The following is a 16,094-nucleotide window of genomic DNA, read 5'->3' as shown; positions in this document are numbered from 1 at the left end:
TCTGACACGCGAGCCAACGATTGATTTTTGCGTTGCGGCGGGGGATTGTAAAATTCGAAATAATGGTCGCTGATATCGGAAAAATTGATGACGCTGACTTTCCGTCAGGTTCGCCACTTCATCGCCACCGCCGAGTCCGGACGGGTCTCGGCGGCGGCCGCTGCGCTGAACGTGACGCAATCCGCCGTCACTGCATCGATCAAGGCGCTTGAAGCCGATCTCGGCCGCAAACTGTTCGACCGGCATTCGAACGGTGTGACGCTCACCTTCGATGGCCAGGAATTCCTGCAGCGCGCTCGCGCCATCGAGGCCAGCGTGTCGGACGCGATGCGCGGGCCGCATCGCTGGGGGACCCAGGTCGACGGCACCGTGGATGTCGCCGTCAGCTACACTGTTGCAGGTTATTTCCTGCCGCCGCTGCTATCGCGGTTCTGGCGATCCTTTCCCGGTATCACGGTGCGACTGCACGAATTCCAGCGCGACGCGATTGAGCAGAGTCTCGTGAAAGGCAGCGTCGATGCCGCCATCATGCTCGTCTCGAACCTGCACGACCGGCGTTCCATCCGTTCTCGCCTTCTTTTGCGCTCGCCCCGCCGCCTGTGGACCTGCGCAAACCATCCGCTGTTGCACAAGGACAGCGTCAAGTTGGCTGATCTTGCCAGCGAGCCTTATTTGATGCTGACCGTCGACGAGGCTGAACGCTCCGCAATGCGTTACTGGCAGCGGACACCTCACGTTCCCAATGTCATCTTCCGGACCCTGTCCGTGGAAGCGGTGCGAAGCATGGTTGCCACCGGCATGGGCATCACGGTCCTGTCCGATATGGTCTATCGGCCATGGTCGCTGGAAGGACATCGGATCGATCTCAAGACGCTGGATGACGATGTTCACACCATGGACGTGGGCCTTGCCTGGAAAAGCAAGGCCCGGCTTTCCCCAGCAGCCCGCGCTTTTTGCGAGTTCGTCTCCCTTGCTTATCCCGGGTCCGAACCGGTTCATTTCGATTGAAGGCCGAGCCGTTCGGCGACGTGATCCAATTTCATCGTATCGCTCACGTTCTATCGGGGTGTTTCCCGAACCACGCCGACATATCGCCCCGCATGGTCCAGCATCGGTGCGTTTGATCAATGCGGGCCTCTCGAAGCGCGCTGGACGCAGAGGGGGTGCGACATTCTGCGCCGGGACTGCCGCTGCGTGGTTCCGAGGACTTCGGACGTTTTGGCACCCGTTCGAAGTCGGTGATGTTTTTCCTGGGAGCGGGCAAAGAGCGTTCCGGATCGCATCAGCCGAATTACGACTTTCCGGATCAGCTGATGGAAATTGGTGCGCGAATATTCATGCGCACGATGCGCAGCCTGCTCGGCCAAATGGAGAATTCCGGGGGGAGTGACAGAATATCGCCAGCATGTCACACGCGGATCGACGATTAGAACGAGTTGAAACTAGAAGCATTCAAAATCGCGCAACGAAATTCGAAACCGGAGATCGCTCCTCCAATCGCGACGGTTTGTCGTACAACCTTAGATAACTTCTAGTTCCCAATCCCTTCTCGAAGCACCCTCGTATGTTACGAAGCGCGGGGACTTGCTTGCTAGTGGAATTGGGGTGCAGGAATGACGCGTGAACTCTCGGCCAGGAAAATTGTGCGTACGCTATCGCTGGGAGCGGTGAGTTATCTTGCGCTGTCGCTGGAATCGTCGGGTGAACTTCAGCATGCATTTGCGCAAACGAATCTGCCGCCGGTGACCGTCGACGCTCCCAAGCCGAGAGTTCGGCAGCCGGTCCAGAGATCACAGTCGACGCGCGCGTCGCGGGGACAGAGATCAGTTGCCGCGGCGGCTCCGCGCCAGGCTGCGCCCGTTCCCTATGTGGTGCCTTCGACCGGCACGCTCGGCACGGTGCCGCCCGCCTATGCAGGCGGTCAGGTTGCAAGCGGCGGAAGTCTCGGTCTTCTGGGCAATCGCGGCGTGATGAACACGCCGTTCAACCAGACGAGCTATACGGCCGAGCTCATGCAGAATCAGCAAGCGCGCACGATCCGTGACGTTCTCGCCAACGATCCCTCGGTCAGGGTCATTCAAGCGGCGGGCGGTGGTGCAGATAGCCTCTTCATTCGCGGCTTCTACTACGACAGCGGCGATTATGGATTGAACGGTCTCTACGGAATCGCTCCTTATTATTCCTCGGGTGCGAATTTCGTGGAGCGTGTCGAGGTGCTGAAGGGGCCGGGTGCGCTACTCAACGGGATGACAGCTGGTGGCACCGGAGTCGCGAGCGGCGGTGCGGTTGGCGGTAGCGTCAATCTGATCACCAAGCACGCGCCTGACGTCGACATTACGCAGCTCACGGCAACCTACGTTTCAAAATCGCAGTTTGGCGAGAATATTGACGTCAGCCGCCGGTACGGTGAGCACAAGGAGTGGGGCGTTCGGCTGAACAGCACCTATTCGAACGGCAACACGCCCTGGAATCGTCAGACCGACGAATTCGGCAACGCGGTTCTGGGTCTTGATTATCGCGGAGAGCGTGTGCGTGCGGCGGTCGATATCGGCTATCAGGCCGACAATCTGAACCCGCCGTTGCGCTTCTTCAATGTCCCGACCACAACAGCGATCATTCCTCCGCCGCCAAAAGCCGGGCTCAATTTCCAGGTCCCGTGGGCCTATTACGCCCCGACTGACTTCTTTACGACCGCCAGAGGTGAGGTGGATGTCACTGACTGGATGACCGCTTATGGGGCATTCGGCTATCACGACAGCAACATCAACTACGCCTATCCGTCGCCCAACATCTCCAACGTCGCGGCGGGGGCATTGACGTCTCCGCCTGGCGCCTTCCAGTTGGGAGGTTTGTGGTCGCGGCCGTTTGCAGGAAAGGAAACGTTCGAGACGCTCGCGGGTGAGGCCGGCGTCCGGGCAACGGTGGATACCGGCCCGGTCAATCATGCAGCGAACGTCAACTACTCGATCAACGACCGAACCTACAATCAGAAGGTCTGGACCCGCTCGAACAGTGCTCTTGCGGATCTGATCTTCTGGAATCTGTACACCGAGCCGACAAACATAGCGAAACCGAACTTCTCGACGTTATCTGCCAGCCAGACTACCGGCGTGACGCTGTCGAGCGTCGGCGTTTCCGACACGATGTCGATCTTGGACAAACGTGTTCAGCTCACACTTGGCGTTCGCCGTCAGACGGCTGGAACGGAAGTGACGAACTTTCTCGTCCCCGCCTCGAGCCGACCGGAACAAGACACGTCCGTTTGGAGCCCGGCGTACGCGCTCCTTGTCAAGCCGGTCGAAAACGTCTCGCTCTATGCAAATTACATTGAAGGTCTCCAAACGCCTGTAGTGGTGAGCGGAGCTTTTGCGAACGTCGGGACGGTCTTTCCTCCGGCCCAGACGAAGCAGGCCGAGGTGGGTATGAAGATCGACGCAGGTCGATTCACAACGACCTTGAGCGTGTTCGACATCAGCCAGCCGAGCATCATCACGGTTGGCTCCGGCACGTCCGCGACCCAGCAACTCAATGGCAGGCAGCGCAATCGGGGTGCGGAACTCAATGTGTTCGGTGAGATCACGCCCGATATTCGCGTTCTCGGCGGTGTTGCACTGATTGACGGCGTGCAGGAACAGACCCAAGGCGGGATAAACGACGGAAGGAAGGCGGTCGGCGTGCCCGTCGTCAATGTCAATATGGGCGCGGAATGGGATACGCCGTTTGTACGTGGTCTCACGTTCACGGGCAGGGTCATCTATACCGGCTCGCAGTACGTCAACGTCACGAATACGCTGACTTTGCCCGAATGGACGCGTGTCGATATTGGGGCGCGATATACCTTTACGTCCCCCTGGAACGGAAAACCGATCGTCGTGCGCGCAAATATCGAAAACGTCGGCAACAAGGCGTACTGGGCTTCGGCTTATAGCGGAGTTATCACGCTTGGTGCGCCTCGGACCTATCTGGTGTCCACCACCTTCAATTTCTGAATCACTTCCTTATCGGAATTCATGCCGCCGCGGTTGATCCGCGGCGGCATCGTCTCGTCGTGAGCCACTCAATGCAATTGATGACAGGCCGATGAAGAGCGCCCGTGACAAAACGCGCGATCGTGTCGCATCGGAAAAGTTCCTCCGTGCGCCGTTAGAATTGCAGCAATCTGCGACGTGTTCTGGAATCGCGATATTTTCCTGCATCTTGGTGCGCAAGCGCGGAGGTTGCATTGTGTTCGTCCGTCGCCAGTTTTGAGGTCTTACAAAGAGTCGCGTCGATATTGCTTTGACCATCGTCTGCTTCTGACCTAGTCAAACGTCTCTGCTTTCGCTTTCCGAAAAGGGGACCGAGCCATGATGGTGTTCGACAGAGACGACGTCACCTTCACCGTCGTCATCAATCACGAAGAGCAATACTCCATCTGGCCGACGTTCAAGGAAATTCCTGGCGGCTGGAAGGCGGTGGGCAAGACGGGCAGCAAGAAGGAATGTCTCGACCACATCGAACAGGTGTGGACCGACATGCGCCCGCTCAGCTTGCGCAAATTCATGGACGACGCGGCGCCTCAGCAGTCGGCGTAGTCAGCGGAGCACGGTCGTCCGATGCGGCTTCTTTGTTTGCCTTACTCCGGCGGCAGCGCCATGTTCTATGCGCGGTGGCGCAGGCTTCTGCCGTCGTGGATCGACGTGCGGCCGGTGGAATGGCCCGGGCGCGGCGCGCGCATGGACGAGCCGCTGACGACCGATCCGCGCGTGTTGGCAGCGCAGCTCGCTGGCGAGCTCGCCGCGCAGCTGGACGGGCCTTACGCGTTGTTCGGGCATAGCCTCGGTGCCGTGATCGCGTTCGAGCTCGCGCATGGCCTGCTCGATCGCGGCGCGGCCGCGCCGGCCATTCTCTTTGCCTCGGGTGCGGAGGCACCCGCCGTTCGGGACGGCAGCAAGTGGCGCGAGCCGCTGAGCGACGAGGCGCTGATGCAGGAGCTACGCAATCTTCAGGGCACGCCCGACGAGGCGCTGTCGAATGCAGAGCTGATGCGGTCCGCGCTGCCCGTGCTTCGTGCCGACTTTCTGATGTGCGGGGCCTATGTCTACCGGCCGCGACGTCCGCTGCCGTGCCCCGTGCACGTCTTTGGCGGAGCAGATGACGAGACCGGGCGCGAAGCGCTCGAGGCCTGGCAACAGGAGACCTCGGCGTCATTCGCGCTCGATATCCTGCCAGGGCATCACTTCTTCATTCACACGCAGCAGGCTGAGCTGATCGACCGGATCTGCGCGGCGCTGGCCCGGCAATCGGGGCGATCGATTGGTTTGCATCGGAGCGAGGATCATGAGCGCGTTCTCCGTCCAGCCACTCATTGAGGGCAGAACTCTTCCCCTCCTGCTCAAGGCAGGTAAGGCCGGGGAGCCGCTCGGCAAAGCACTTCGCATGCTGCGCGAGACGATCGACCGGCACCTGATCGACAGTGGTGGCATCGTGTTTCGCGATTTCTCGCTCGATGGTCCCGATGCGTTTCGGGCATTTGCGGCCGATTTCGGTCACCCGCTGCTCACCTACGAGTTCGGATCGACGCCGCGTTCGCAGGTGACCTCCGGGGTCTACACGTCCACGGAGTATCCGCCGCATCAGCATATCCCGCTGCATAACGAGCAGGCCTATACCCGCGATTGGCCGATGAAGATCTGGTTCTATTGCATGCAGCCGGCGCTGGAAGGCGGGGAGACGCCGATCGCCGACAGCCGCGCCATCTATCGCGACATGCCGCCGGCCATTCGCGAACGGTTCGCCGACAAGGGCGTGATGTATGTGCGGAACTACGGCAACGGTCTCGACGTCGACTGGCAGCAGGTGTTCGGCACGGACTCCAGGTCGGAGGTGGAGGCTTACTGCGCTCGCCACGACATCGATTGCGAGTGGAAGGAGGATGGCGAGCTCCGCACCCGCCAGGTCTGTCAGGGCACGGCGCGGCACCCGGTCACGGGTGACTGGGTCTGGTTCAACCAGGCGCATCTGTTCCACGTTTCCAATCTCGAGCCGGAGGTACGCGACAGTCTGCTCGACGTGGTCGATGACGAAGCCGATCTGCCGCGCAACGTCTTCTACGGCGATGGTTCGACAATCGAGGATGAGACGCTGTCAACGGTCCGGACCGTTCTCGAGAAGCACAAGATCAGCTTTCCCTGGCAGGCCGGCGACGTCGTGATGCTCGACAACATGCTCACCGCGCACGCGCGTGCTCCATTCAAGGGGCCGCGAAAGGTCATTGTCGCAATGGCCGAAGCTCATCGGCAGGGTTGATCGGCGGCACTCGTCATTCGGGCGGTGAGGATTTCCGGCTGCGGCCGGACAAGGATTTGAGAACATGGACAGAGCCAACCTGGTCGAACGCTTGCGAGAGCACGCCGCCTTGCGACCGGAGAAGGTGGCGTTGCGATTCCTGGACGGCGACGACGTCGCCGATGAGCTGACGTTTGCCGCGCTCGACGTGCGGATCAGGGCGCTTGCGGCGTGGTTGCAGCAGATGGGCGGCGCAGGCGAGCGGGCAGTGATCCTGCTTCCGAGCGGGATCAATTATGCCGTGGCGTTTTATGCCTGCCTGTATTCGGGCGTAATCGCCGTTCCGGCCTATCCGCCGGAGGGCGGCCCCGAACGCTATGCAGGACGTCTCAACGGCATCTTGCGGGATGCGGCGCCTCGCTTCATCCTGGTGGAGACGGCTCTGCGCGCGCTCATCGAGGCGGCGCTGCCCGAATTGGGCGACGTGCATGTCGTTGCGGTGGATACCATCCTGCCCGAACTCGCAACGGACTGGCGCGAGATGAGGCCCGCGGCCGATGCGATCGCATTCCTCCAGTACACGTCCGGCTCGACCTCGCAGCCGAAGGGCGTTTGCGTCTCTCATGGCAATCTTGCGGCCAACGAGCGCGCCATTGAAGCGGCCGGCGGAGGAATGCCGGACGACGTCTTTGTGAGCTGGCTGCCGCTCTATCACGACATGGGACTGATCGGCGGACTTCTGAATCCGTTGTTCACGGGCTTTACCGGCGTCCTGATGTCGCCGCGGAGTTTCCTCGAGCGGCCGCGACGCTGGCTCGAGGCCATCGACCGTCACGGCGGCACGATGAGCGGTGGCCCCGACTTTGCGTACTCGCTGTGCGCCGACCGCATTTCGGATGAGACCATCAGCCGCCTGGACCTGAGCCGGTGGAAATTCGCATTCTCGGGGTCGGAGTTCGTCCGCCGGACCACCCTCGAGAAGTTCGGCGACCGGTTCGCGCGGGCCGGGTTCAATCGAAGGGCGTTGACGGCTTGCTATGGTCTCGCCGAAGCGACGCTGCTGGTAACGGCCGGCGACATCACGGCCGACACCGTCAGCCATACGCTCGACACCGCGGAGCTCGCCGCAGGCCGCATCGCGAGCGCCGGCGAAGGCACCGACCTCGTGGCATGCGGTCGAACCGCCGCGGGTCACGCCGTGCGCATCATGCGCGTCGACGGATCGGCCGCGGCCGGGGCGAATGAGGTCGGCGAGATCTGGGTCGCGGGCCCCAGCGTCGCGCTTGGATACTGGAACAATTCCGAGGCCACGCATCAGGCCTTCGTCGAGCGGGACGGCGTGCGTTGGCTGCGTACCGGCGACATCGGCTTCCTTCGCGACGGCGTACTCGTGGTGGCCGGGCGTCTCAAGGACCTGCTGATCGTTCGCGGGCAGAACGTCTATCCGACCGATGTCGAGCAGGCGGTCGAAGCCGAGGTCGAGTCCGTCCGCAGTGGACGGGTTGCCGCTTTTCCGGTCGAGATCGATGGGCGCGAAGCCATCGGCGTGGCGGCGGAATTCAGCCGCGCCGTGCTCAAGCGCAGCAATCCGGAAGCGCTCGCACATGCGATCGGCGCAGCCGTGCTGCAGCAGGCGCAGGAATATCCGGCCGTGATCGTTCTGCTGAACCCGCAAGCGATGCCGCTGACCACGAGCGGCAAGCTACAGCGGTCAGCCTGCGCGGCCGGCCTCGCCGACGACACGCTCGACAGCTTCATGGTGTTCGAGAAGGGCCGTCGGCGCGGCGGCGCAGTCTTGACCGCACCGGCGACCGAGACCGAGCGCGCCGTCGCATCGATCTGGCGCGATGCGCTCGGCGTCGCGGCGGTGCATCGCGAGGACGATTTCTTCGTGCTGGGCGGAAACTCGATTGCGGCCGGCCAGGTCGCCGCGGCGATCCGTGACCGCCTGAACGTGGAAGTGGAGCTGCGCACCTTCTTCGACGCGCCGACGCTCGCAGCCTTCGCTGGCCGGATCGATGCCATGGCGGGCGCCGGTGCTGGGCGGACGCTGCCGCCGATCCCGTGGGCCGCCTCGACCGATCGTGGGATGCTGTCGCACGCGCAGGAGCGGCTGTGGTTCCTCTGGAACATGGATCCGGCCGGGACAGCCTATATCGTTGCAAGCACAATCCGCCTGAGGGGGCGGCTCGATCATGCCGTGCTGTCGCGCGCTCTCGGCGAGATCGTCCGTCGTCACGAGATCTTGCGCACCACGTTCACCGCCAGGGACGGCCGCGGAACGCAGCTCATCCACGATGTCATGAGCATCGGTATCCGGCACGAGGATCTCCGCTCCTATCCTGCGCGCGAACGCGCCGAGCGCGCGGAGAGGCTCAAGCGATCCGAGCTCGGCAAGCCGTTCGATCTCGTAAAGGGGCCGCTGTTGCGCGCGGTGCTGCTTCAGCTCGCGGACGATGCCTACGAATTTCTGCTGCTAGCCCATCACATCATCGTCGATGGCTGGTCGCTCGACGTGTTGCTCGAAGAGCTGTCCGCTCTCTATCGTGGCGGCATCGGCCAGGGCGCAGGCGCGCCGCCGATTCCGGCGATTCAATATGCGGATTTCGCGGCCTGGCAGCGAAACTGGCTCTCAGGAGGCGAGGGCGATCGGCAGCTCGCTTATTGGCGCGCCAAGCTCGGCGATGTTCATCCGGTCCTGGCATTGCCGCATGATCGGCCGCGCCCGGTGCTCCAGAGCCATGCCGGCGACACGATCGGACTTGCGATCGATGGCGCGCTTGCGTCCCGGCTCCGGGAAATCGCTGCAAAGCAGCGCGTCAGCGTCTTCATGCTGCTGCTCGGCGCATATCAGGTGCTGCTCCATCGCTACACCGGCCAAGACGATCTGCGCGTCGGCGTGCCGATCGCAGGGCGTCGGCATACGCAGCTCGAGCGGCTGATCGGATGTTTCGTCAATACGCCGGTGCTACGGGCCGAGATTGCGGGCGAATCGAGCTTCCCGAGCCTGCTGCATCAGGTCAAGGATTCGGTGGTCGAAGCGCTGTCACACCAGGATCTTCCTTTCGAAATGCTGGTCGACGGCCTCAAGCCCGAGCGCAGCGGTGGCCACAATCCGCTGTTCCAGGCGAAGTTCAACTACATGACGGCGCCGGGTGGATTTGCCGGCGTCGAGGGGCTCACCGCCGAAATCGACATCATCGATCTCGCTGGTTCGCATTTCGATCTCGCCCTCGACGTCATCGATGGCGCCGCCGGCATGAAGGTGACATTCAATTATGACACCGATCTGTTCGATCGCCCGACCATTGCACGGCTGGCGGCGCAATTCGGTTCGATGCTGCGCCAGATTGCCGACAATGCCGAGCGGCGGATATCGGACTTCGTCATCGACGATGGGCGCCGGCAGACCGTGCCGAAGCAGGCCGCGGCGTTCGGCTTCTCCGATGTGGTCAGCCTTCACCGTGCCGCGACCGCAGATCGACAGGCCGCCATCGCCATCCGATGCGGCCGGGAGCAAATGACCTTTGCTGATCTCGAGCAGCGATCCAACCGTATCGCGCATGTTCTCATCGCCAAGGGCGTGGCGCGCGAGACACCGGTCGCGCTGTGGATCGAGCGTTCGCCGGCCTTTGTCGTCGCCTTGCTGGGTGTGCTGAAGGCCGGCGGCGCTTACGTCCCGCTCGATCCGAAATGGCCTCTGGAGCGCATTCGCCGTATCCTGGCGGACGGCGGCATCGACATCGTGCTGGCGGCGGATGAGAAATTGGCGGATGCGCGCGGGCTCGGTTGCCTGGTGCTCGATGCGGAGGCGGAAGCCGTGCGCAAGGAGGCATCGAGCCGACCGGTCGGCACGGCGATTCACCCGGAGCAGACCGCTTACGTCATCTACACGTCGGGATCGACCGGCGCGCCGAAGGGCGTGAACGTCTCGCACGGCGCCTTGGCCAATTACGTGCAGGCTCTGCTGCAACGGCTGGAGCCGCGTCCGTCAGCAAACATGGCGATGGTTTCGACGGTGGCGGCCGATCTCGGACACACCGTCCTGTTCGGTGCGCTCGCGTCCGGCGCGACGCTGCATCTGCTGCCTCCGGAGGCCGTGTTCGACGCGGACGCGTTCGCGCAAGCCATGCGCGAGGGCGAGGTCGACATTCTCAAGATCGTGCCGAGCCATCTGCGAGGGCTGCTTCAGGCCTCGCGCTCGGCCGACCTTCTCCCCCGCGACGCGCTCGTCCTGGGAGGAGAGGCTTCCGACGGCTTACTGCTGGACGAAGTCCGGCGCTTGCGGCCGGAATGCCGCATTCTGAATCATTACGGGCCCACTGAAACGACCGTCGGCGCGGTGACGCATGAATGCGCGGCTGAAGGTGAGGACGGCCCGGCTCCGATCGGACTGCCTCTTGCCAATCTGCGCGCCCATGTCCTGGATGACGCGCTGAACGAAGTGCCGATCGGCGTCGCCGGCGAGCTCTATATCGGCGGTGCCGGGCTGGCGCGAGGCTACCGCGGCGCGGCGGGCCTGACCGCGGAACGCTTCGTGCCGGATCCGTTCGGGGCAGCCGGCGAGCGCCTCTACCGAACCGGGGATCGTGTCCGCTGCGACGGAGCGGGCCGGTTGATATTCCTGGGCCGCACCGATGATCAGATCAAGTTGCGGGGCTATCGCATCGAGCTCGGCGAGGTCGGACGCGTCATCAAGGCGCTGCGGGGGATCGGCGATGCGGTGGTGGTCCCGCGCGCGATCGGGGCGAATGCCGAACGCCAGGAGCTGGTCGCCTATTGCGTACCTGAGAGCGGCGCTGCTCCGCAGGCCGATGCGGTCAAGCAACAACTGGCTGCGATCGTGCCGGACTATATGGTGCCATCGCACATCGTCATGTTGGCGCGATTGCCCCTGACGTCCAATGGAAAGGTCGATCATCGCGCGTTGCCCGAGCCGGCCGACGAGGGGTCGCCTGCCGGCTATGCCGCGCCTGCGGGGGACATTGAAGTTGCGATCGCGGCGGTCTGGTGCGAGGTGCTCGGTCGCGAACGCGTCGGTCGCCACGACAACTTCTTCGAGCTCGGCGGCGATTCCATCCTCAGCCTCCAGATCATCGCCCGCCTGCGCAAGCGCGGCATCCGGCTGACGCCGAAGCAGATCTTCAGCCAGCAGACGGTTGCCGGACTGGCGGCGGTCGCCGTTATATCGACGGGGACGACCAGGAAAGAGAAACCGGAGGCGAAGACGTCGGCCGGCGGCGACGCTGGATCCAGCATGCGACTTCTGATGCCGATCCAGGCGCGCTTCTTCGCCGAGGATATCGGCAACCGGGATCACTGGAACCAGGCGGTCTTGCTGCTGCCCCAGATGCAGGTCGACTGGGAGACGCTGCGGCGCGCGCTCACTGCCATTGTGGAGCATCACGACGCGTTGCGCCTGCGGTTCAAGCAAGTGGATGGCGCCTGGCGGGCGGAGCAGGGGCCGGCGCTGGTGCCATCGGAATTGTTGTGGATGCATGCGGACGTCGGTGGCGTGACTGATATCGCCGGGCTCGCCCGCGCTGCGCAGGAGAGCCTTCGGCTGTCGTCGGGGCCGCTGCTGCGCGCGGTGGGCATGGACCTGGCGGACGGGAGCCAACGGCTGCTGCTTGTGATCCATCATCTCGTCGTCGACGGCGTGTCCTGGCGTATCCTGCTGGAAGACCTGGCTTCGGCCTATGACCAGCTGCAGCGTGGCAGTCCCGTCACGCTGCCGCCGAAGAGCGACTCCTATGGCTCGTGGAGCGAGCGGCTGCATGCCTATGCGGCGACCGCGGAGATTGCGGCCGAACTGCCCCGCTGGCGCGATTGCGGTGCCGGCGCGCGCCTGCCATGTGACGATGACCATGGCGGCGTCGATCGCGTCGATGACGGCGGCGAGGTGTCATTGGTGTTCGACGCCGACCTGACCTCGCGGCTGCTCGAACAGGCGCCCTCTGCTTATCGGACCCAGGTCAACGACTTGTTGCTGGCCGGTCTCGTGCGCGCGGTGTCGCGCTGGAGCCAGCACGACGAGGTCACCTTGGAGCTGGAAGGCCACGGCCGCGAGGATATTTTCCCGGACGCGGATGTATCCCGTACCGTCGGCTGGTTCACGACGGCGTTCCCGGTCCGGCTGAAGGATGCAGGCGCCGGCGAAGCTTCACTGATCAAGGCCGTCAAGGAGAAGCTTCGCGCGATTCCGAATCGCGGACTCGGCTATGGCGTGCTGCGCTATCTCGGCTCCGAGCAGCAGCGCCATGCCCTCGCGCAATTGGCGGAGCCGCAGATCGTCTTCAATTATCTCGGCCGCTTCGACGCGAGCGTCGGCGTCACCCAGCGCTTCAGCTTCGCACCTGAGAGCGCAGGTCCTTCGCGCAGCGCCTCGGCGCCCATGCGCGGATTGCTGAACGTCACTGGCCTCGTGCGTGAGGGCCGGCTGGAATTGTCCTTCGGATATGGACGCAAGCGCTACCGGCAGGCGACGGTCGCGCGACTGGCGGCGCATTATGAGGATGCGCTGCGCGAACTGGTCGCGCATTGCTGCAATGGAGCGTCCGGCCTCACGCCGTCCGATGTCGCATTGTCCGAGCTCGGTCAAGCCGAGCTCGATCGGCTCGCGACGACCTCGGATCTTCGCGGCATTGAGGACATCTATCCGCTCTCGCCGATGCAGCAAGGCATGCTGTTCCATGCACTGCGTGACGGTGCCAACGACGCCTATGTGAATCAGGTCGGGCTCGAGCTGTTCGGCGTCGATGCCGGCAAGCTGCGAACCGCGTGGCAGGTGGTCAGCGACCGGCATGCGGCCTTGCGGACCGGGTTTGTCTGGCAGAACCTGTCGGGCGCAGCGCAGCAGGTGGTGCATCGCCATGTGACGGTGCCGTTCGTCGAAGAGGACTGGCGCGACGGATCGCGCAGGGATTTGGAAGCGGCGCTGGCCGAGATATCCCGGCGTGACCGCGAAACGGGCTTCGACATTTCGCAGCCGCCGCTTCAGCGCATTCGCCTGATACGTCTCGACGACGACCGTCACTGGCTGATCTGGACCCATCATCACATCTTTGTCGACGGCTGGAGTTCCGCCCGGCTGGTTGCGGAGGTGTTGCAGCATGTGAGCGGGGATCCGCTGCCGGCCGTGCAGGGCAGCTATCGTGACTACATCGCATGGCTGAAGGGTCGCGATCGGGAAAGCGCCGAGAGGTTCTGGCGCGAGGCGTTGGCGGGGCTCGAAACGCCGACGCTGCTCGCGAACGCGGTGGCGACCAGCAAGACTTCCGGCGCCGAAGGCCACGCCAGTGTCGGGATGACGGTAGACGCAGCGCTGACCGAGCGACTGAAGTCGTTCGCAAAGCGCGAACGGGTGACGCTCAATACGCTCATACAGGGGGCGTGGGCACAATTGCTGCGCCGACATTCAGGGCAGTCCGCAGTCTGCTTCGGCGTGACGATATCGGGCCGTCCGGCCGAATTGCCCGGCTCGGAGGAGATGGTGGGCCTCTTCATCAACACGCTTCCCATCATCGATGCGCCGAACCCGCAGGCAATCGTCGGCGATTGGCTGCGCCAGTTGCAGGAACAGAACCTGGCTCTACGCGAGCACGGCTGGACGCCGCTCTACGAAATTCAGCGCCTCGCCGGCCATGCCGGGCAGCCGCTGTTCGACAGCATCCTGGTGTTCGAGAATTACCCGATCGACGAGGGATTGCTGCGGGGCGGGGAAGGCGACCCGCGGCTTGGGCGGGTGGCGCATGTGACGCCGACGAACTACGCGCTGGCGGTTGCGGTGTTCGCCGCAAGCGACCGGATGAACATCGAGTTCAATTATGACCGGTGCCGGTTCGACGAGGCGGCCATCTTGCGTCTTCGCGACATTCTGCACGGTCTGCTGGAACGGATCGCAGCGGATGCGGAGCGTGTGCTTGGTGATCTCCCATCGGCAGCCGATCAAGACGCGCGGCGAATTCTCGAATGGAGCGGCGCAGTGCAGCTGTCGTCGGCATCTTCCTGTGCCGACGTCGTGACGCATATCGAAGCGCAGGCCGCGCGGGCGCCGTCCGCCGTTGCCATCGTATGGGGCGACCAGCGCATCTGCTATGGCGAGTTGAACGCGCGGGGCAACGCGCTTGCACGGCGCCTTCGCCCCTGGAATCTCGGCCCGGATCGGCTTGTCGGCATTGCCCTGACGCGAAGCCCCGACTTGATCATTGCGTTGCTCGCGGTTCTGAAGGCCGGCGGCGCCTATCTGCCGCTCGATCCGGATTATCCGGCCGAGCGGCTTGCCTACATGCTGCGTGACAGTGGCGCGGCGTTGGTCCTGACGCAAGGCGTGCTGCTCGAGCCGCTCGCGCCGGTGTTGCGCCAGGCCGGAGTCGAGGCCCTCTGCATCGACGCGCCATCGCCCGCCGGCGACGACAGCGGGAACCTGGATGTCGAGATCCATCCGGACAGCCTGGCCTATGTCATCTACACCTCGGGATCGACCGGAATGCCGAAGGGCGTGGCTGTTGCGCGAGGGCCGCTTGCCATGCATTGCGAAGCGATCAGCCGGCTGTACCGCATGACCTCCCGCGACCGCGAGTTCCAGACGGCGTCGATCAATTTCGATATCGCCCACGAGCGATGGCTGGTGCCGCTGATGACGGGCGGCTCGCTCGTCCTGCCTTCAAAGCCGGGCCTCTTGGTCGACGATCTCGTCAGCGAAATCACGCGCAATTCGGTGACCTCGATTTTCCTTCCGCCATCCTATGCGGATCAATTGAGCGCGGCGTTGCGGCAGGCCGGGCGCAGGCTCGCGATCAGGGCTTGTATCGTCGGCGGCGAGGCCTGGTCGGATACCGGAATCAAGGCGTTTCGCGGGGCTGCCGATGTCGATCTTCTGGTCAACGCTTACGGCCCGACTGAGACAGTGATCGCACCAACGGCGTGGATCGTCGATGACGCCGTGCTGACACCTCACCAGCCCGCACCAATCGGACGGCCCGTCGGTGCGAGGTCCGTGCACATCCTCGATTCCGACCTCAATGTCGTTCCCGTCGGCGTCACTGGCGAGCTGTTCATCGGTGGTGTTGGCCAGGCCCGCGGCTATCTGAACCGGGGTGCACTGACCGCGGAGCGCTTCGTCCCCGATCCGTTCAGCGGCAGCGGCACGCGCCTCTATCGCACCGGCGATCTCGCGCGCTGGCGCGACGACGGCGTGATCGAATATGTCGGCCGTGCAGACCGGCAGGTGAAGATCCGCGGCTTCCGCATCGAGCTCGGCGAGATCGAGGCCCGCCTGCTCGAGCAGCGCGGCGTGCGTGCGGCGGCTGTGGTGGCCGGCGAGGGCAGAACCGGGCGCCAATTGTTCGGCTATGCCAGCGGTGAGCCAACGCTCGACGGCCCGGCCTTGCGCGACGCACTGTCCGCCGTTCTGCCTGATTACATGGTGCCGTCGACGGTGACGGTGCTTGAGCAGCTGCCGCTCACCCCGAACGGGAAGATCGATCGGCGGGCACTGCCGGCGCCGGGCGAGGATGCGCTGACGCGCCGCTCCTACGAGGCACCCGAGGATGAGATCGAACTTGCGCTGGCCGGGATCTGGGCGGAGCTGCTCGATGTCGACCAGGTCGGACGCAACGATCACTTCTTCGAGCTCGGCGGACATTCCCTGCTTGCCGTGCGGGTGCTCAGCCGGGTGTCGCAGGAGATCGGCGTGTCGATCGCGATCTCGGATCTGTTTGCTCATCCCGATCTCGCGTCATTTGCACGCGCCGTGTCGATCAGGCTGATCGAACAGGAGTTCGACGCCGAGGAGCTCGAGGAATTGGTCGGGGCGGAGCAGTGAG

At 63.8% G+C, this 16,094-nt stretch carries 6 protein-coding genes and 1 pseudogene; all 7 read left to right on the top strand.

Annotation, left to right across the window (positions count from 1 at the left end):
- The first annotated feature begins 87 nt into the window (after window positions 1–87).
- The 7 genes and pseudogenes from BM118_RS34835 to BM118_RS34810 all read left to right on the top strand — a co-directional run bounded on the left by BM118_RS34835 (window position 88) and on the right by BM118_RS34810 (window position 16,093).
- Entirely contained in the window at window positions 88–1,008 is a 921-nt protein-coding gene (locus BM118_RS34835) for a LysR substrate-binding domain-containing protein (RefSeq protein ID WP_092191796.1), read from the top strand.
- 137 nt (window positions 1,009–1,145) lie between these two features.
- Window positions 1,146–1,364 (top strand): annotated as a pseudogene (locus BM118_RS42710) (M20/M25/M40 family metallo-hydrolase); the annotation flags it as partial.
- Between the two features lie 249 nt (window positions 1,365–1,613).
- On the top strand, window positions 1,614–3,989 hold the full coding sequence (locus tag BM118_RS34830; RefSeq protein WP_092191794.1) for a TonB-dependent receptor: 2,376 nt from the start codon (window positions 1,614–1,616) through the stop codon (window positions 3,987–3,989).
- A gap of 357 nt (window positions 3,990–4,346) precedes the next feature.
- Complete coding sequence (locus BM118_RS34825) at window positions 4,347–4,574, top strand: MbtH family protein (RefSeq protein ID WP_092191792.1); 228 nt, start codon at window positions 4,347–4,349, stop codon at window positions 4,572–4,574.
- A gap of 21 nt (window positions 4,575–4,595) precedes the next feature.
- Window positions 4,596–5,351, top strand: coding sequence for a thioesterase II family protein (locus BM118_RS34820; protein WP_092191790.1), 756 nt, complete (start codon window positions 4,596–4,598; stop codon window positions 5,349–5,351).
- Entirely contained in the window at window positions 5,320–6,288 is a 969-nt protein-coding gene (locus BM118_RS34815; RefSeq protein WP_092191788.1) for a TauD/TfdA family dioxygenase, read from the top strand. Before BM118_RS34820 ends, BM118_RS34815 begins: the two co-directional genes overlap by 32 nt.
- 64 nt (window positions 6,289–6,352) lie before the next feature.
- Entirely contained in the window at window positions 6,353–16,093 is a 9,741-nt protein-coding gene (locus BM118_RS34810) for a non-ribosomal peptide synthetase (RefSeq protein ID WP_092191786.1), read from the top strand.
- Window position 16,094: the final 1 nt, after the last annotated feature.

Source organism: Bradyrhizobium sp. cf659 (assembly GCF_900113725.1).
Classification (GTDB): domain Bacteria; phylum Pseudomonadota; class Alphaproteobacteria; order Rhizobiales; family Xanthobacteraceae; genus Bradyrhizobium.
This window is presented reverse-complemented; position numbering and strand designations above follow the sequence as displayed.